The 15,834-nt window shown below is 46.6% G+C and carries 13 protein-coding genes and 1 pseudogene; 8 read left to right on the plus strand and 6 right to left on the minus strand.

Features of this window, described 5'->3' with window-relative positions:
* Nucleotides 1-58: 58 nt before the first annotated feature.
* From dxs to xseB, 3 genes are read right to left on the minus strand one after another with little or no spacing between them, the layout of a single operon-like run.
* Complete coding sequence (gene dxs / locus MKS89_RS04310; RefSeq protein WP_072960697.1) at nt 59-1,921, minus strand: 1-deoxy-D-xylulose-5-phosphate synthase; 1,863 nt, start codon at nt 1,919-1,921, stop codon at nt 59-61.
* 21 nt (nt 1,922-1,942) lie between these two features.
* Entirely contained in the window at nt 1,943-2,827 is an 885-nt protein-coding gene (gene ispA, locus MKS89_RS04315; RefSeq protein WP_072960700.1) for a (2E,6E)-farnesyl diphosphate synthase, read from the minus strand.
* A 6-nt stretch (nt 2,828-2,833) separates the two neighbouring features.
* Nucleotides 2,834-3,088 (minus strand): exodeoxyribonuclease VII small subunit, encoded by a 255-nt coding sequence (xseB, locus tag MKS89_RS04320; RefSeq protein ID WP_072960703.1) that lies wholly within the window; start codon nt 3,086-3,088, stop codon nt 2,834-2,836.
* A gap of 599 nt (nt 3,089-3,687) precedes the next feature.
* On the opposite strand from xseB, the gene pomA reads away from it, so the two are divergent.
* From pomA to rlmM, 8 genes are all read left to right on the plus strand, one after another.
* Nucleotides 3,688-4,452, plus strand: coding sequence for a flagellar motor protein PomA (gene pomA / locus MKS89_RS04325; protein WP_072960706.1), 765 nt, complete (start codon nt 3,688-3,690; stop codon nt 4,450-4,452).
* Nucleotides 4,453-4,469: 17 nt separating this feature from the next.
* Nucleotides 4,470-5,447 (plus strand): flagellar motor protein MotB, encoded by a 978-nt coding sequence (locus MKS89_RS04330; protein WP_072960708.1) that lies wholly within the window; start codon nt 4,470-4,472, stop codon nt 5,445-5,447.
* 153 nt (nt 5,448-5,600) lie between these two features.
* Complete coding sequence (locus MKS89_RS04335; protein WP_072960710.1) at nt 5,601-6,509, plus strand: aldo/keto reductase; 909 nt, start codon at nt 5,601-5,603, stop codon at nt 6,507-6,509.
* Between the two features lie 227 nt (nt 6,510-6,736).
* Nucleotides 6,737-8,185: a tRNA uracil 4-sulfurtransferase ThiI gene (gene thiI, locus MKS89_RS04340; protein WP_072960713.1), complete on the plus strand. Its 1,449-nt coding sequence runs from the start codon at nt 6,737-6,739 to the stop codon at nt 8,183-8,185.
* A 513-nt stretch (nt 8,186-8,698) separates the two neighbouring features.
* Complete coding sequence (locus MKS89_RS04345) at nt 8,699-9,628, plus strand: transcriptional regulator GcvA (protein ID WP_072960715.1); 930 nt, start codon at nt 8,699-8,701, stop codon at nt 9,626-9,628.
* Between the two features lie 16 nt (nt 9,629-9,644).
* Nucleotides 9,645-10,295: an alpha/beta family hydrolase gene (locus MKS89_RS04350; RefSeq protein WP_072960878.1), complete on the plus strand. Its 651-nt coding sequence runs from the start codon at nt 9,645-9,647 to the stop codon at nt 10,293-10,295.
* On the plus strand, nt 10,285-10,683 hold the full coding sequence (locus MKS89_RS04355; protein WP_072960717.1) for a DUF423 domain-containing protein: 399 nt from the start codon (nt 10,285-10,287) through the stop codon (nt 10,681-10,683). Before MKS89_RS04350 ends, MKS89_RS04355 begins: the two co-directional genes overlap by 11 nt.
* Nucleotides 10,680-11,771: a 23S rRNA (cytidine(2498)-2'-O)-methyltransferase RlmM gene (gene rlmM, locus MKS89_RS04360; protein ID WP_072960720.1), complete on the plus strand. Its 1,092-nt coding sequence runs from the start codon at nt 10,680-10,682 to the stop codon at nt 11,769-11,771. The genes MKS89_RS04355 and rlmM overlap by 4 nt, the downstream gene beginning before the upstream one ends.
* A gap of 42 nt (nt 11,772-11,813) precedes the next feature.
* Here the strand turns inward: rlmM and xni are convergent, their stop codons facing one another.
* From xni to MKS89_RS04375, 3 genes and pseudogenes are all read right to left on the minus strand, one after another.
* On the minus strand, nt 11,814-12,596 hold the full coding sequence (gene xni, locus MKS89_RS04365) for a flap endonuclease Xni (protein ID WP_072960722.1): 783 nt from the start codon (nt 12,594-12,596) through the stop codon (nt 11,814-11,816).
* Nucleotides 12,597-12,679: 83 nt separating this feature from the next.
* Complete coding sequence (gene ppnN / locus MKS89_RS04370; RefSeq protein WP_072960724.1) at nt 12,680-14,044, minus strand: nucleotide 5'-monophosphate nucleosidase PpnN; 1,365 nt, start codon at nt 14,042-14,044, stop codon at nt 12,680-12,682.
* A 217-nt stretch (nt 14,045-14,261) separates the two neighbouring features.
* Nucleotides 14,262-15,813, minus strand: a pseudogene (locus MKS89_RS04375) (GGDEF domain-containing protein).
* Between the last annotated feature and the right edge of the window lie 21 nt (nt 15,814-15,834).

A 15,834-nucleotide genomic window follows, 5' to 3' on the forward strand; every position in this document is an offset into this window, starting at 1 on the left:
TATGGGTTATGCATTCAAATTAACCGATGATTCAGTCAATTGAGATTCAATGACCGCTTTATTGCATGTAATCACGAATGGCTTGTTCAATGCCGGCTGCATCTAATCCGAGTTCGGCATGCAATTCACTTTGCGTGCCCTGATGAATAAATTGGTCCGGTAATCCCAGATTTAACGTGGGCTTCAGCAGCTTTTCTTTCATCAGAAATTCAATCACACCAGCACCGGCACCACCAGCAATCGCATTTTCTTCCAGTGTGACGAGCACATCATGCTGTTGTGCCAAATCGCGAATCAAGTCTTCATCCAGTGGTTTCACAAAGCGCATATCGGCGACGGTCGCATCCAGCGTATCAGCGGCTGTCTGCGCATGTGGCAGCAAAGCACCAAAATTGAGAATAGCCACTTTTTTACCTTGCCTGACGATGCGACCTTTACCCATTTCCAGTGCGGTAAACTGATGCTGGATCTCAGCACCGGTGCCAGCCCCTCTCGGGTAGCGCACGGCACTTGGCCCTGAGTGTTGATGGCCGGTGTAGAGCATTTGCCGACACTCGTTTTCATCACTCGGTGTCATAATCACCATATTGGGAATACAGCGCAGAAAACTGAGATCAAATGCGCCCTGATGAGTCTGCCCATCAGCGCCAACCAGACCAGCCCGGTCAATCGCAAACATGACGGGTAAATCCATAATCGCTACATCATGAATTAACTGATCGTAGCCCCGTTGCAGGAAGGTTGAATAGATGGCGACAATCGGGTGATAGTCGCTAATCGCCATACCGGTTGCTAATGTGACGGCATGTTGTTCAGCAATCGCGACGTCAAAGTATTGTTCAGGATATGCTTTGGAAAACGCCACCATGCCGGAGCCTTCCCGCATCGCCGGCGTGATAGCCAGCAGTTTGGGATCGAGTGCGGCCATATCACAAAGAAAGTCACCGAAGACTTTTGAATAAGTCGGGTGCGTCCCGCTATTTTTAGGCAGAGAGGTATCATTGGGATCAAACTTCGGTACCGCATGATAACCGATTGGATCTTTTTCGGCTTGCTCGTAACCTTTGCCTTTTTTGGTCATGATATGAAGGAATTGCGGGCCTTTGAGTTCACGCATATTTTTCAGCGTTTTTGCCAGCTCGATGACATCGTGTCCGTCAACCGGGCCGATATAGTTAAACCCGAGCTCTTCAAACAACGTGCCCGGAACGACCATTCCTTTCAGGTGTTCTTCGGTTTTCTTGGCAAACTCTTTAATCGGTGGCAGGCCGGAAAGGACTCTTTTACCGCCTTCGCGGATCGATGTATAGAAATGACCAGAGAGTAGTTGTGCCAAATGATTATTCAAGGCTCCGACATTTTCTGAAATGGACATTTCATTATCGTTGAGAATCACCAGCATATCAGGATGCAGATCGCCTGCATGGTTCATCGCTTCAAAAGCCATCCCCGCGGTAATCGCACCATCACCGATCACACTAACAACTTTTCTTGATTTCCCTTCTTTACCGGCACAAATCGCCATCCCTAATGCGGCACTGATCGAAGTCGACGAATGACCAACGGACAACGTGTCATATTCACTTTCTCCACGCCATGGGAATGGGTGAAGGCCATCTTTTTGGCGGATTGTCGGCATGGCTTCGCGTCGGCCGGTCAGGATCTTATGGGGGTAAGCCTGATGACCAACGTCCCAGATCAACCGATCAAACGGTGTTTCATACACATAGTGAAGCGCAACAGTCAGTTCGACTGTTCCTAAGCCAGAGGCAAGATGTCCGCTCGACTGACTGACCGAGTTGAGCAAGTAAGTTCTCAGCTCTTCACACAATTTCGGTAGCACGTCTTTCGGCAGCGTTCTCAGCTCCTGAGGCGTATTTGCCAATGCCAGTGTCGGATATTTTGAAATATCAAGGGTCATTATTTTATGCTTTTGATCTTATTAACTTTTCCGCTCAATCACATATTGAGCGAACTGTTTAAGTAAATCAGTGTTATAAGGAATAGATGCCAGAGCCTGAATGGCTTCATCCAGTAAAGACTGTGTTTTTTGCTCTGCTCCGTCGAGTCCCAGTAGTGAGGGATAAGTACTTTTGTGGTGCTTGGAGTCCGAACCTTGGGGTTTCCCCAGTGTCTGGGTATCACCGATAATGTCCAGAATGTCATCCTGAACCTGAAATGCAAGGCCGACGGCATCAGCATAGCGCTCCAAGTAGGGCAGGATCGACTGTCCTTTTTCACCAGCTGATAACGCACCGAGACGTACGGCACATCGAATTAACGCACCGGTTTTATGGCGATGAATGGTTTCTAATTCGCTCAACGTTACTTGACGACGTTCGGCTTCGAGATCTAATGCTTGCCCCATACACATCCCCATCGCACCGGACGCGTTCGTCAAAGCCTGAATCATTTTGATACGGTAAGGTTCGGCATGCTCTGCCAGAGACCCTTCGGCAAGAATCGTGAACGCCAGCGTTTGTAACGCATCTCCGGTCAGAATTGCGGTTGCTTCGTTAAAGCGGATGTGACAGGTCGGTTGTCCCCGACGTAATGCATCATCGTCCATGGCCGGTAAATCGTCATGGATCAGTGAATAGGCATGAATACACTCAATCGCCGATGCGGGCGTATCGAGTTCTTCCGGTTGACATCCCAGCATCAGTCCAGTGATGTAAACCAGATAGGGGCGAATGCGTTTGCCGCCCAACAATAATCCGTAGCGCATCGCTTCAATCAGAGATTGATTCTGATGTGGAAATTGCTCAAGCCAACGGTTTAACTGCTGGTTATTCCGAGCCTGATAAGTGCTTAGAGTGGTTATCATATGAACTTATACTTCTGATTGTTCATCAGATTCGACGAAATTACTCAGAGCTGCTTCATCACTGTCACTGAGCAGGATTTTGACTCGCTGTTCAGCGTCGTTGAGTTTCGTTTGACCGGCTCGGGCCAGTGCAATACCCCGTTCAAAGGTTTTCAATGCGTCATCCAAAGGCAAATCGCCATTTTCAAGTTGGTTGACTAACGTATCCAACTCTTCAATTGTGGCCTCATATGACATATTTTCAGGTTTTTTGCTCGCCATAGAACTTCCAATCGGTGAGGAATGGGGGAAAGTTACCGCAGGGCGTGGAGATGGTCAAATAGAACCGGAATAATTTACTCCTACAGCACAATTTTGCGCTCGAATTAGAAAAAATCAATCGCTAAAAAGGCCAGTTGCTAAGTTTTTATTGATGGCGTGTGTGTTGCTGCTAACTTTCGGGACTGACATGATATCGACAGATAAAGTATTTAAATTAAACTGCCCTTATTCCTTTTTGTCGCAGTCATGTGTTTCAGCGTTATAAGTTTTGCCAGAGATCATAAATATCGGGCTTTGGTGAGGATTCAGTCGTGCATCTATGATTTTCTATTGGTTTTCGGTATAAACTTATACACAGTTCCCCCTGAGGCTCCGAATCCAGAGAATATCAGGTGTTGATACGACGTGATGGTTTGCTGTTGTTACTGCAGTGATCATTGAATCGTGAGACGATAGTGGAAATACATTTGGTAATATAAAAACTTTACTGCATTTTTTTTGTAGAGAAAGTCCATAATATTAGTTAAAGATTTGATGCCGTTGCCGATACCCTGAGTCAGAGAACTCTCAAAATTGAATGGTTGCATGAGGAGTGTTTCGTGGATTTAGCTACACTGATTGGTTTGATAGGCGGTTTATCCTTTATCATCATGGCCATGGTTTTGGGTGGTGGTCTGATGATGTTTTTGGACATCACCTCGGTGTTAATTGTTGTGGGTGGTTCAACATGCGTTGTCATGATGAAGTTTACTTTCGGACAATTTTTTGGCGCAGGAAAAATTGCAGCTAAAGCGTTTATGTTTAAGTCTGATGAACCGGAAGATTTGATTGCCCGAATCGTTGAAATGGCAGATGCGGCCCGGAAAGGCGGATTTCTGGCCTTGGAAGAGATGGAAATCAGTAACAGCTTTATGCAGAAAGGGATTGACCTGTTGGTTGATGGTCATGACGCTGACGTTGTGCGTTCGGCACTCCAAAAAGATATTTCCCTCACAGAAGAGCGTCATGAAGCCGGAACGGCGGTATTTAGAGCCTATGGTGATGTTGCACCTGCAATGGGGATGATCGGGACGCTGGTCGGTTTGGTCGCGATGCTGTCAAATATGGATGACCCGAAGTCGATTGGTCCGGCGATGGCGGTGGCATTGTTGACGACGCTTTACGGTGCAGTTATGGCAAACATGATCTTTTTCCCGATTGCAGATAAGTTGTCGTTACGTCGCGAGCAGGAGATGCTGAATCGACGCCTGATCATGGATGGTGTACTGGCGATTCAGGATGGACAAAACCCTCGTGTAATCGATGGCTATTTGAAAAACTACCTCAATGAAGGCAAGCGAGCGTTGGATGTCGACAACGAGTAAGCGCGGGGAAGTCAACGATGGATGATGAAGAGAATAAATGTAAATGTCCGCCTCCCGGTGCTCCTGCATGGCTGGCGACATTTTCGGACCTGATGTCTCTGCTCATGTGCTTTTTCGTGTTGCTCCTTTCTTTCTCCGAAATGGATGTTCTGAAGTTTAAGCAGATTGCAGGTTCAATGAAATTCGCCTTCGGGGTTCAGAACCGACTGGAAGTGAAAGATATTCCCAAAGGTACCAGTGTGATCGCTCAGGAATTCAGACCGGGGCGGCCGGAACCAACGCCAATTGATGTCATCATGCAACAAACCATTGATATCACGCAGCAAACGCTTGAATTTCAGGAAGGCGATGCGGATCGTGCGGGCGGGACGCAGCGTGAAGAAGGAAATCTGACCGGTGGACAGTCTCCGGAAACATCGACGCAGGATAATCAAAATGATGAGTCGGTTGACCAGCAACAGCAAGCTCAATCTCCGAGTACGGAAGAGATGGAAATTGTCTCGGAAAATCTGAAAAAAGCATTAGCAACAGAGATTGAACAGGGCGCGGTCGAGGTTGAAAACCTCGGTCAGGAAATTGTGATTCGTATTCGAGAGAAAGGCGCATTCCCCAAAGACTCTGCGTTTCTGCAACCGAAGTTCCGGCCATTGGTGCGGCAAATCGCGGAATTGGTTAAAGACATTCCCGGTATTGTCAGGATTTCCGGTCATACGGATAATCAGCCGCTTGACTCTGAGTTGTATCGTTCAAACTGGGATTTATCCGCACAGCGGGCTGTTTCGGTCGCGCAGGAAATGGAAAAAGTTCCCGGATTTGATCATGAAAGAATGGAAGTTCGCGGTATGGCTGACACCCAACCGGTAGCTTCGAATGATACCGCGAGAGGACGAGCCCAGAACAGACGTGTGGATATCAGTATTCTTCAAGGTAAACCGACTTATAGCGATGAAGTGCCGGCGGTGCCGCAACCGACCACTGGTAGCACCAAACCTTAAAGCAGGATCATCCGGAGAATAAGTACCGAGATCAAGTGAATACTGTACCCTGCGTGTTAGAATCGTGATAGAAATGAAAAGTAAGCCATATGGCTTACTTTTTTTATCGCGCTTTTTTATCGAGATGAACTATTAATTGGACGGAGGATAACTATGGTGAATCAAGTAACCATTGCAGAGCAGGGACCGGTGTTTTCAGAAATTGTTCAGGGATACTGGCGACTGGCCGATTGGCAGATGACCCCTCAGGAGCGGTTATCTTTCTTAAAGCAGCATGTTGAGCTCGGGATTACCACGGTTGATCATGCTGACATTTATGGTCAGTACACGTGTGAGAGTCTGTTTGGTGAAGCCTTGGCATTAGACCCGTCAGTACGACAGCAACTGCAGATTGTGACCAAGTGTGATATTCAATTGTGCAGCGATGCCTTTCCGGAGCGACAAATTAATCATTACAATACTGGCCGCGCCCATATTCTCCAATCCGTCGATAATTCCCTGAAGCGTCTCGGGATTGATGAAATTGATGTGCTGTTGATTCATCGTCCTGATGTGTTAATGAATGCCGATGAAGTGGCGGACGTGTTTGCCGTATTACATCAGGCCGGAAAAGTAAAACACTTCGGCGTGTCTAATTTCTCGCCCTCGCAGTTTGCTTTGTTACAGTCTCGTCTTGATAAACCACTGGTCACCAATCAGGTTGAAATCAATCCGCTTCATTTCGACGTCGCTCATGATGGCACTTTAGATCAAATGCAAATGCTCAGGACTCGGCCAATGGCTTGGTCATGCTTGGGGGGCGGTGCCATTTTTAGTGGGGACAGTGAACAGGCACGGCGTGTCCGTCAGGTTCTTGCCGATATTGGTCAAGAAGTAGGCGCTCAAAGTATCGACCAGGTGATCTATGCTTGGGTCAGACGTTTGCCCGCGTTGCCCATTCCAATCCTTGGTTCCGGAAAAATTGAGCGGGTCAAAGCCGCTGTCGCTGCGCTGGAGATCGAGTTGAGCCGTGAACAGTGGTATCGCGTTTGGGTTGCATCCAAAGGCCATTCTGTTCCTTAAATCCAACGACTGTTACTACACAATGCCAAGAAGTCAATCAACGGCATTCAGGTGACTTCCTCTTATGAACATCCACCGAGAACCGATTTCAGGAAGAATAGATGTTTTCCCTGTTATCGCTTCTCGTGTATAATTCTGCGCCTTTCATTGCTGTTTGTTTATGCCGTTGACAGCTAGACCGTATGAATCAAGACAGTGACGTTTTAATCTGAGTTGCGAATAATCCTATGAAATTTATTGTTAAGCCCCATCCGGAAATTTTTGTTAAAAGTGAATCGGTGCGGAAACGTTTTACCAAAATTCTCGAATGTAATATTCGCAATATTATTCAACGCCGAACAGAATCGGTCGCGGTATTTAACCGTCGTGATCATATTGAAGTCACCTCAGAGAGCGATCAATATTATGCAGAAACACTCGAAGTTTTGACGCATACACCGGGCATTCATCATGTGCTTGAAGTGAAGCAGTCTGATTTCAGTGATCTCCATGATATTTATGAGCAAGTATTGGCGCACAGTCGGCATCTGATTGAAAACAAAACCTTTGTGGTTCGCGCCAAAAGACGCGGTCAGCATGACTTTACCTCGATTGAATTGGAGCGTTACGTCGGCGGCGGGCTGAATCAAGCGGTTGAAAGTGCCCGGGTGAAACTTAACAATCCTGATGTGGTCGTCCGGGTTGAAGTTTCCGGTGAGAAACTGAACCAAATTATTGCACGTCATCGTGGTTTGGGGGGCTTCCCGCTCGGAACACAAGAAGATGTCTTGAGCCTGATTTCCGGTGGATTTGATTCTGGCGTTTCCAGTTATCTGCATATCAAACGCGGTTCAAAAGTCCATTATTGCTTTTTTAATTTAGGTGGTCCTGCACATGAAATAGGCGTGAAGCAGGTTGCTTATTATTTGTGGAATAAGTTTGGGTCGTCGGCTAAGGTCCGTTTTATTGCCGTTGATTTTGAGCCGGTTGTGGCGGAAATACTGGAAAAAGTCGATGACGGGCAGATGGGCGTGGTTCTCAAACGCATGTTCATGCGGGCAGCAGGTATGATTGCTGAGCGATTTGATATTCAGGCACTGGTGACCGGTGAAGCGTTAGGGCAGGTTTCGAGTCAGACGCTGACCAATTTACGTCATATTGATGGTGTGACTGAGCGTTTGATTTTACGTCCGCTGATTAACTGGGATAAAGAAGATATTATCAACCTTGCCAGAGATATCGGGACTGAAGACTTCGCCAAAACGATGCCGGAATACTGCGGGGTGATTTCTCGACGTCCGACGGTCAAGGCGGTTCAGGCAAAACTGGAAGCAGAAGAAGCGAAGTTTGATTTTTCAATTTTAGATCAAGTGATCTACAACGCGCGTCAGATGGATATCCGGAATATCGCTCAGGAAACGGAGCAGCAGGCACCGGAAGTTGAACTGGTTGATGCCATTCAGGAAAATGCCGTCGTGTTGGATATTCGTAGTCCGGATGAAGAAGATGAGCATCCACTGATTCTGGAAGGGGTCGAGGTCAAACACCTGCCTTTCTATAAGCTGGCAACTCAGTTCGGTGATTTAGATCCGTCAAAAATCTATTTGCTGTACTGCGCGCGCGGCGTCATGAGCCGTTTGCAAGCGTTATACCTCAAAGAACAGGGGTTTGAGAATGTGAAGGTTTATCGCCCTTAAAACCGCTTTGCCTGATAAGACCAGCCGCAGTGACATGCCGGCTGGTTTTTTTATTGGTGGGGGGATGGAGAATCACAGGTGACGGCACCGAGCAACGTCGAGCACGTTGAAGGCTTGTTGTTGGCGTGTATCGCAGAAAGTCGTGTAATTGATTTGTGAGTGAGTTTTGACATCGTTCGATTCAATACACTGACTCGCAAAAAAGGATTGAGCAGATAAAAATACACCGCCCATCGGAAGGCGGTGTGAAATATTTGACAGACAGGTCAAAATAAATACAGGAAGTATGCTTTGTGGCTGGGAGCCACAGAACAAGTGGTGAATCACCACATACTCGAAATACGAGTTTGCAAACACAACATCGCAACACAAAGTCTATTGATCCTAAGGAGAATCAAGTCATTCAGACTTGTCTGCGGCAGAAAATATAGAGTTTTTCTGGTAGGTAAACAATGGACAAATTATAATGCTTCGCATAAAAAAAACTAATCCAATTTAATAAAGGATCATTGTGTGAACAAAAGGTTGCCACCGTTAAATGCTCTGCGGGTTTTTGAGTCCGCAGCACGTCATTTAAGCTTCACTCAAGCGGCGGAAGAGTTATATGTCACTCAGGCCGCAGTCAGCCATCAAATCAAGTCGTTAGAAGAATTTCTCGGGTTGAAGCTATTTATCCGAAGAAATCGCTCCCTTTTGTTAACAGAAGAGGGACAAAGTTATTTTTTTGAAATTAAAGATATTTTTACAGCGATTCAAGAATCGACGAATAAACTCCTGTCCCGGAGTGAAAAGGGGACATTAACCATCAGTTTGCCACCGAGTTTTGCCATTCAATGGCTGGTGCCTCGTTTAGCCGACTTTAATCAACAGCAACCGGATATCGATGTTCGGATAAAAGCAGTTGATAGAGAAGAAGGCTCTTTAGTGGATGATGTCGATGTCGCTATTTATTACGGCAAAGGGCTGTGGCCGGGCTTAAGAACAGATAAACTTTATCAGGAGTTTTTGATCCCGCTTTGTTCGCCATTATTGCTGGCGCAGGGGAAGCCTCTCCATTCACCGGAAGATTTATCTCATCATACGTTGTTACATGATACTTCCCGGCAGGATTGGAATACTTTTGCTCGGGAAAATCATTTATCAGGCATTGCGGTTGATCATGGCCCGATTTTTAGTCACTCAACTATGGTGTTACAGGCCGCGGCTCATGGTCAGGGTATTGCGCTGGGTAACAATGTGCTGGCACAGCCTGAAATTGAGGCCGGGAGACTGGTCCCATTATTTGATAAAGTGCTGATGACAGATAACGCTTTTTATCTGGTTTGTCATGAAAAACAGGCCAATACCGGACGTATTGCCACATTTCGCAACTGGATGTTGAATCGAGCCCGGCGGGAGCAAGAAGTGATTTTGGATGACAGCTATGACAGTGAGTCAAAATAGAGCAGCGAGTAAGGGCATGATAGACAACGAATACCAACCCAATAGTGAATATGTACAGTTTAATGGGCCGAGCGATGGGCCTGTGTTTATCTTTGCCCATGGTGCCGGTGCTGATATGACGCATGAGTTTATGGATAATATTGCGTGTGGATTGGCAGCAACAGGGATTCGCGTGATTCGCTTTAATTTTCCTTACATGATTCGCAGAGCGCTGGAGGCGAAGAAGTTTCCGCCGGATCGCGCACCGAAACTGATGGCTGCTTTTGAGTCGGTCATCCGACACTATGCGGCTCAGCCGGTGGTGATTGGGGGAAAATCCATGGGCGGGCGTATTGCGAGTCTGCTCAATCAGCATCATCAGGTCAAAGGCATTGCCTGCTTAGGTTTCCCGTTTCATCCTCCGGGAAAGCCAGAGAAGCAGAAGGGAGAGCATTTGGCTATATGTGAAAGGCCGTGTCTGATTTTACAAGGGGAGCGGGACACGTTTGGTTGTCGCGAGGAAGTCACAGCAATGGCGTTGAGTCCGCAAGTTCAGGTTGTTTATGTGCCTGATGGTGACCATAGCTTTAAGCCTCGCAAACGTTCAGGTCATACCGAGCAAGACAATCTTGCCTTCGTAGTGGAAAAATTAAGTGAGTTTATTTGGAGCACTCATCATGAAAAGTAAATTGCTATTTCTTTTTGCTGCCTGTTTTGGGGCGTTTGGGGTAGGGCTGGGGGCTTTTGCTTCCCATGGTTTAAAAACCGTTTTATCGCCGAATCTACTCGGGGTGTTTGAAGTCGGCGTTCGTTATCAGTTTATTCACACTCTGGCATTACTGGGATGTGGTGTGATGATGCTACTCTCATCACAGCAAGCGGTGCAGAAATATTTTTATCGGGCAGGAATCTGTTTTATTATCGGCATCTTTTGTTTTAGCGGCAGCCTGTACGCACTAGCGCTGACCGGTGTGAAATGGTTCGGTCCAATCACACCTTTCGGCGGCGTCTGTTTTATTCTGGGATGGGTGCTGATGTTTGTCGCTGCGTGGAATATGAAAGAGGTGAATCAGTGAAGCAGGTCATGCTCTATTGCCGTGCCGGTTTTGAGAAAGAATGTGCCGGAGAAATTCAGGACAAAGCAAGCCGAATCGAAGTATTCGGCTTTCCGCGTTTGAAGTATCAGACCGGATATGTGCTGTTTGAATGTTATCAGGATGGCGATGCCGATAAGCTGATTCGAGAGATCGACTTTCAAAGTCTGATTTTTGCGCGTCAGATGTTTGCCGTTTGTGCGGCGTGTGAATCTTTACCGAAAGACGATCGAATCTCGCCCATTCTTCAGTCGCTGGGCGACATGGAAGGGTTACCTCGCTGTGGTGATCTGCGGGTCGAAACCCCCGATACCAATGAAGCGAAAGAGTTGCTGAAATTTTGCCGTAAATTCACGGTACCGCTGCGCCAAGCATTGCGGGGGAAAGGCATTCTGTTTGGCAAAGATGAGCCGAAGAAACCAGTGCTACATGTCTGTTTTGTCGCGCCCGGTCATTGCTACATCGGTTATTCTTATACCAATAATAACTCATCGTTTTTTATGGGAATCCCACGTCTGAAATTTCCAGCGGATGCGCCGAGTCGTTCAACGCTGAAACTGGAAGAAGCATTTCATGTGTTTATTCCCCGCTCGGAATGGGATGAACGTTTAGCTTCAGGCATGTGGGCGGTTGATCTGGGGGCATGTCCCGGCGGCTGGACCTATCAGTTGGTGCAGCGTTCGATGTTTGTTCATGCGGTCGATAACGGCATGATGGCGGACAGTCTGATGGATACCGGTCAGGTCAAACATCATATGGAAGATGGCTTCAAATTTGAGCCACCGCGTAAGAATGTCACTTGGTTAGTGTGTGATATGGTCGAGAAGCCGGCTCGCGTCGCACAACTCATGGGAGAATGGTTGATCCGCGGCTGGACGAAAGAGGCACTGTTTAATCTGAAATTGCCGATGAAGGGACGTTATGACGAAGTGTTGCAGGATATTGATAATCTGAAGCATTTTCTGAAGGATAACCACGTCAATTTCCGGTTACAGGCCAAACATCTTTATCATGATCGGGAAGAAATTACCGTGCATGTTCGGAGCTTGTCCAATATCTCTCCTCATTAAGTGAGTTGTAGTCGGCTTTTTAGGTGCTTGGGAGCGTGTCTGTTATGACACGCTCTCCGATGGCTGAAAGCGGATATCCTGCAGATTGAATCCCAACTGGATATCGGTTTTGAGGGTTGCGACTGCTTTGCACTGACGTGCCAATTCAATATGTTCGGTGAGTTTTTTCTGGTATTTCTTCGGTAACTCCGTACTTTGATAAGCCTGTTCAATATCGCTAAACTGATTGAGAATTTCCTTCGCTGCCTTCGGGCCAATCCCCGGTACCCCACTGACTTGACTGGAATGAATGCCGGTGAGTGCCCAGTAATCACAAAGCTGTTCAGGGCGGACACCGAATTCTTGGGTGATAAATTCTTGATCCAACCACCGGTGCTGGAAATAATCCCGAATTCTCAGCGTCGGAGAGAGCAACTGACAGTAGCCCTTATCGGTTGAAATAATCGTCACTTGTTGCTGATGACTGGCGACTTTGGTGGCCAGCGTGGCAACCAAATCATCGGCTTCGTCACCACTGGAGAGAAGAGAGTCGATGCCGATTTCCCACCATGCTTGTTGAATGGTATCCATATTTTGTCTCAGCGCATCGGGCATCGGTTGCCGTTTTTCTTTATAGTGAGGCAGCAGCTCTGCACGCCAACCCCGATCTTCAGAATCATGATCAAACACGGCAATGATATGCGAGGGAGAGGTTTCTTGAATAATTTTGGCTAAAGTCCGGCTGGTTGTTTGGCACGTTCTTTCAATATCTTCAGCATTGGGTTGTGCTGAATGAACGCGGCGAATCAGATTCAGTGCGTCGATAATGACAAGGTGTAGAGACATTCGCGTTCTTCGCTTAGGAGCATGTTAAAATAAGGGCCGAAGCCCTTATTCTAGTGGATAATGACATACTCGGGCAACCCATACTACTTGTTGGCAATTTTATAGCAGGGCTCATAAGCATGTCCGCCGGGCAGTTTCATACGGTTTTGTTTGACGAAGTCTTTCAAGAGCTTGTCCATTTTCTGCATGATTGCCGACTCCCCATCAATGATGAAAGGGCCATGTTGTTCGATTTCACGAATACCTTCCGCTTTGACATTCCCTGCCACAATGCCTGAAAACGCCTTGCGTAGGTTCGCTGCAAGCACTTCCGGTTTTTGGTTCATGTGCAGATCAAGGTTCGCCATTGCGTGGTGAGTCGGCACAAACGGTAACTGAAACTCCGGATCGATTTTGAGTGACCAGTTGAAACTGTAAGCATCACCATGCGCTTTTCTGAATTGGCGGACAACAGGCATTGCCTCATTCATCTTGCGCGCGACTCTTGCGGGATCATCAATAATAATCTGATAGTGTTTGCGAGCCGCTTCTCCCAATGTTTCACTAATAAATTGATCGATCGAGTTAAAATAGTCTTCACTACCTTCCGGGCCGGTCAGAATAATTGGGAGTGGTTGTTCGGCATTATCCGGATGCATCATGATGCCGAGAATATATAACAGCTCTTCAGCCGTACCGGGACCGCCGGGGAAAATCACAATACCGTGCGCCATACGAACAAATGCTTCCAGACGTTTCTCGATATCTGGCATGATGATCAGCTCGTTAACGATCGGGTTTGGCGGTTCGGCGGCGATGATTGAGGGTTCGGTCAGACCGATATAGCGTGCATTTTTATAACGCTGTTTCGCATGGCCGATGGCCGCGCCTTTCATCGGGCCTTCCATCGCTCCCGGACCACAGCCAGTACAGATATTGAGCTCGCGTAATCCGAGTTCATTGCCGACTTCGCGGGTATATTGGTATTCAACCGGATTGATTGAATGTCCACCCCAGCAGACCACTAGGTTTGGTGTCAGTCCGGGTATGAGTGTCCGAGCGTTACGTAAGATATCGAACACCAAATTGGTGTTATAGACAGAATCGACCTGATCATATCGTTTGCTATCTGCGACATGCATGTTGACATAAACAATGTCCCGTAACACGGAACAAAGGTGTTCTTGAATCCCTTTGATGATTTCGCCATCAACAAAAGCATGTTCAGGAGGGTCGATCAGCTCTAGTTTAATGCCTCGTTCCCGTCTGAGGACGTTGACATCAAAGTTCTGATATTTATCCAGCAGCTCTTTGGAGCTGTCGGTGTGGCTGCCAGAATTCAAGACTGCCAGCGTACAATTTCTGTAAAGTTGGTATAGATCCCCGCTGGATGCGGTTTTTTTCAGGCGTTCAACTTCAATCTGCGAGAGCAGATCCATACTTCCGGTCGGGCTGATATGAGTAATCATGAATGCCTCCTTGATAGTCAGTACGGAATAATATGTTTTTCTAATATGTTGAGGCTAATGATAAATAAATATAATAACTGTATGATTTTACAGTAACAATTTAGTCCGTAGATAATCAACTAGGGAACTGAAACCGTTCAATGATGTGATGTCCGTCACTCTATTGAACCGGGTTGATTAAAAAATACTCATTCTTAAGCGGCTGTGCTCAAACGCTTCATTGCCAACTGACTTGGCTTGCTCCTGCTTTTTTGGCTGTTTGAAAAGCATGATACACCCGTTCAAGAATCTCTTCCGGTGTATCACCTTCTTGAAATGCAACACTGGCGGCACTCAGAGTAATGGTGAGGTGTTTATCTTTGAATTTGAAAGGAAGCCGTTCGACTTGGCGCAAAATAGTTTGCATGAGTAAGTAACTTTCCTGTTCGGCACGATCCGGCATGATGATCATGAATTCTTCACCGCAAAAGCGAGCGACTGTATCGGTTTCAGACAGTTCTTTCTGAATCGTTTTGGCAATAATTTTCAGGGCCTTATCACCTGCTGAGTAACCAAAGTTTTTGTTCAGTGACTTAAAGTTATCGATATCGAGTAACACAATACGAAGGGGATGTTGGTTTTTGATCCAACGATGATATTCTAATTCCAAACGATTATGAAAAGCCGCTCGGTTATACACTTTGGTTAATGGATCTTGTAGTACTCTTTGCGCTTGATCTTCAAGCCGACAGCGATAGTCGTGGGTTGATTCGTACAGTGACTCGGCCTGATTACGCGTGTATTCCATCCGTTCAATTAATATTTTTTCACGCTGTTCCGCGTGAGTCAGTCGTTCTGACAAAGCCGTCAACTGAGACAGTAATGGGGTTAAAGTGGATTTGAGTGAAGCATAATCCTGTTCTTTTTCCAGAATCTTATGACTTCGAGTCATCAGCATGTTGAACTCGAGATTCATTTCTTGACGATGTGACAGGTAACTCTGGCTCTGTTGAATGCTCTGTTTGGTACTTTTAAGATGTGTCGCCAAAGAACTATTGAGCTGCTCAAAGAATTGTTCTGATTGCTTACGCTCATGGGTGGTTCCCTCAACAACCAGACGCAGCACTTCCAGCGTCAGCTCCAGCAATGTATCGGGCGTAACGCCGACCAATAATTTGGCGCGGATATCCATCAGCACCTCTCCGGATTCGCCTTCGAAATCCAGCTCGGTGATCAGTGTTTGCAATTCATCGGACAGCTTTTTGTGTAGGGCTTGTTCTGCCGTATGACTCATCTTATTTGTACGATGAGGATTCGTTGCAATAATTTTGACTGAACGCTCATAAAGGCCCAGTAATTTTACCGCCTGCTCTGATTTTGGCGATGGATGAACGGAAGATACGTTCAGTAGATCGCGAAGATCCCGTTTTACTTTTGAAGGCAAACCGGGAATTCTTAACAAAGTCTCTCCACCATGACGAATGTGGCGTTCAAGATTGGTCATTGGTTTTTCCATAGTCAACGTTTGTTGTTTCAGCATGTGTCAATCACAGCAAGTTCAGGGGAAATTCGTATATTAACGTTTTATTATTTTGTTCGTTGTTGCCAACATACCCGTGGTCATTTGGCGTGTCATTGTCACGTTAACAGATGACAGAAAAATGATACATCGTTTCAATACACTATATTCCTTCTCGGATTTGACCTGAAGTCGCTTTGCGTGTCAAACGAACTTTATTGAGTTGGGATCTGAACGGTATTAGACCGGAGGATGCAAGTGGGCTTGCCATGAATGAACGAATTGTATAAGC

This window comes from Vibrio gazogenes (assembly GCF_023920225.1).
GTDB lineage: Bacteria > Pseudomonadota > Gammaproteobacteria > Enterobacterales > Vibrionaceae > Vibrio > Vibrio gazogenes.

Excerpts from the sequence above, each read along its gene's own strand:
- dxs (WP_072960697.1), bottom strand. The coding sequence starts at position 1,921 with ATGACCCTTGATATTTCAAAATATCCGACACTGGCATTGGCAAATACG.
- ispA (WP_072960700.1), bottom strand. The coding sequence starts at position 2,827 with ATGATAACCACTCTAAGCACTTATCAGGCTCGGAATAACCAGCAGTTA.
- xseB (WP_072960703.1), bottom strand. The coding sequence starts at position 3,088 with ATGGCGAGCAAAAAACCTGAAAATATGTCATATGAGGCCACAATTGAA.
- MKS89_RS04330 (WP_072960708.1), top strand. The coding sequence starts at position 4,470 with ATGGATGATGAAGAGAATAAATGTAAATGTCCGCCTCCCGGTGCTCCT.
- MKS89_RS04335 (WP_072960710.1), top strand. The coding sequence starts at position 5,601 with ATGGTGAATCAAGTAACCATTGCAGAGCAGGGACCGGTGTTTTCAGAA.
- thiI (WP_072960713.1), top strand. The coding sequence starts at position 6,737 with ATGAAATTTATTGTTAAGCCCCATCCGGAAATTTTTGTTAAAAGTGAA.
- MKS89_RS04350 (WP_072960878.1), top strand. The coding sequence starts at position 9,645 with ATGATAGACAACGAATACCAACCCAATAGTGAATATGTACAGTTTAAT.
- MKS89_RS04355 (WP_072960717.1), top strand. The coding sequence starts at position 10,285 with ATGAAAAGTAAATTGCTATTTCTTTTTGCTGCCTGTTTTGGGGCGTTT.
- xni (WP_072960722.1), bottom strand. The coding sequence starts at position 12,596 with ATGTCTCTACACCTTGTCATTATCGACGCACTGAATCTGATTCGCCGC.
- ppnN (WP_072960724.1), bottom strand. The coding sequence starts at position 14,044 with ATGATTACTCATATCAGCCCGACCGGAAGTATGGATCTGCTCTCGCAG.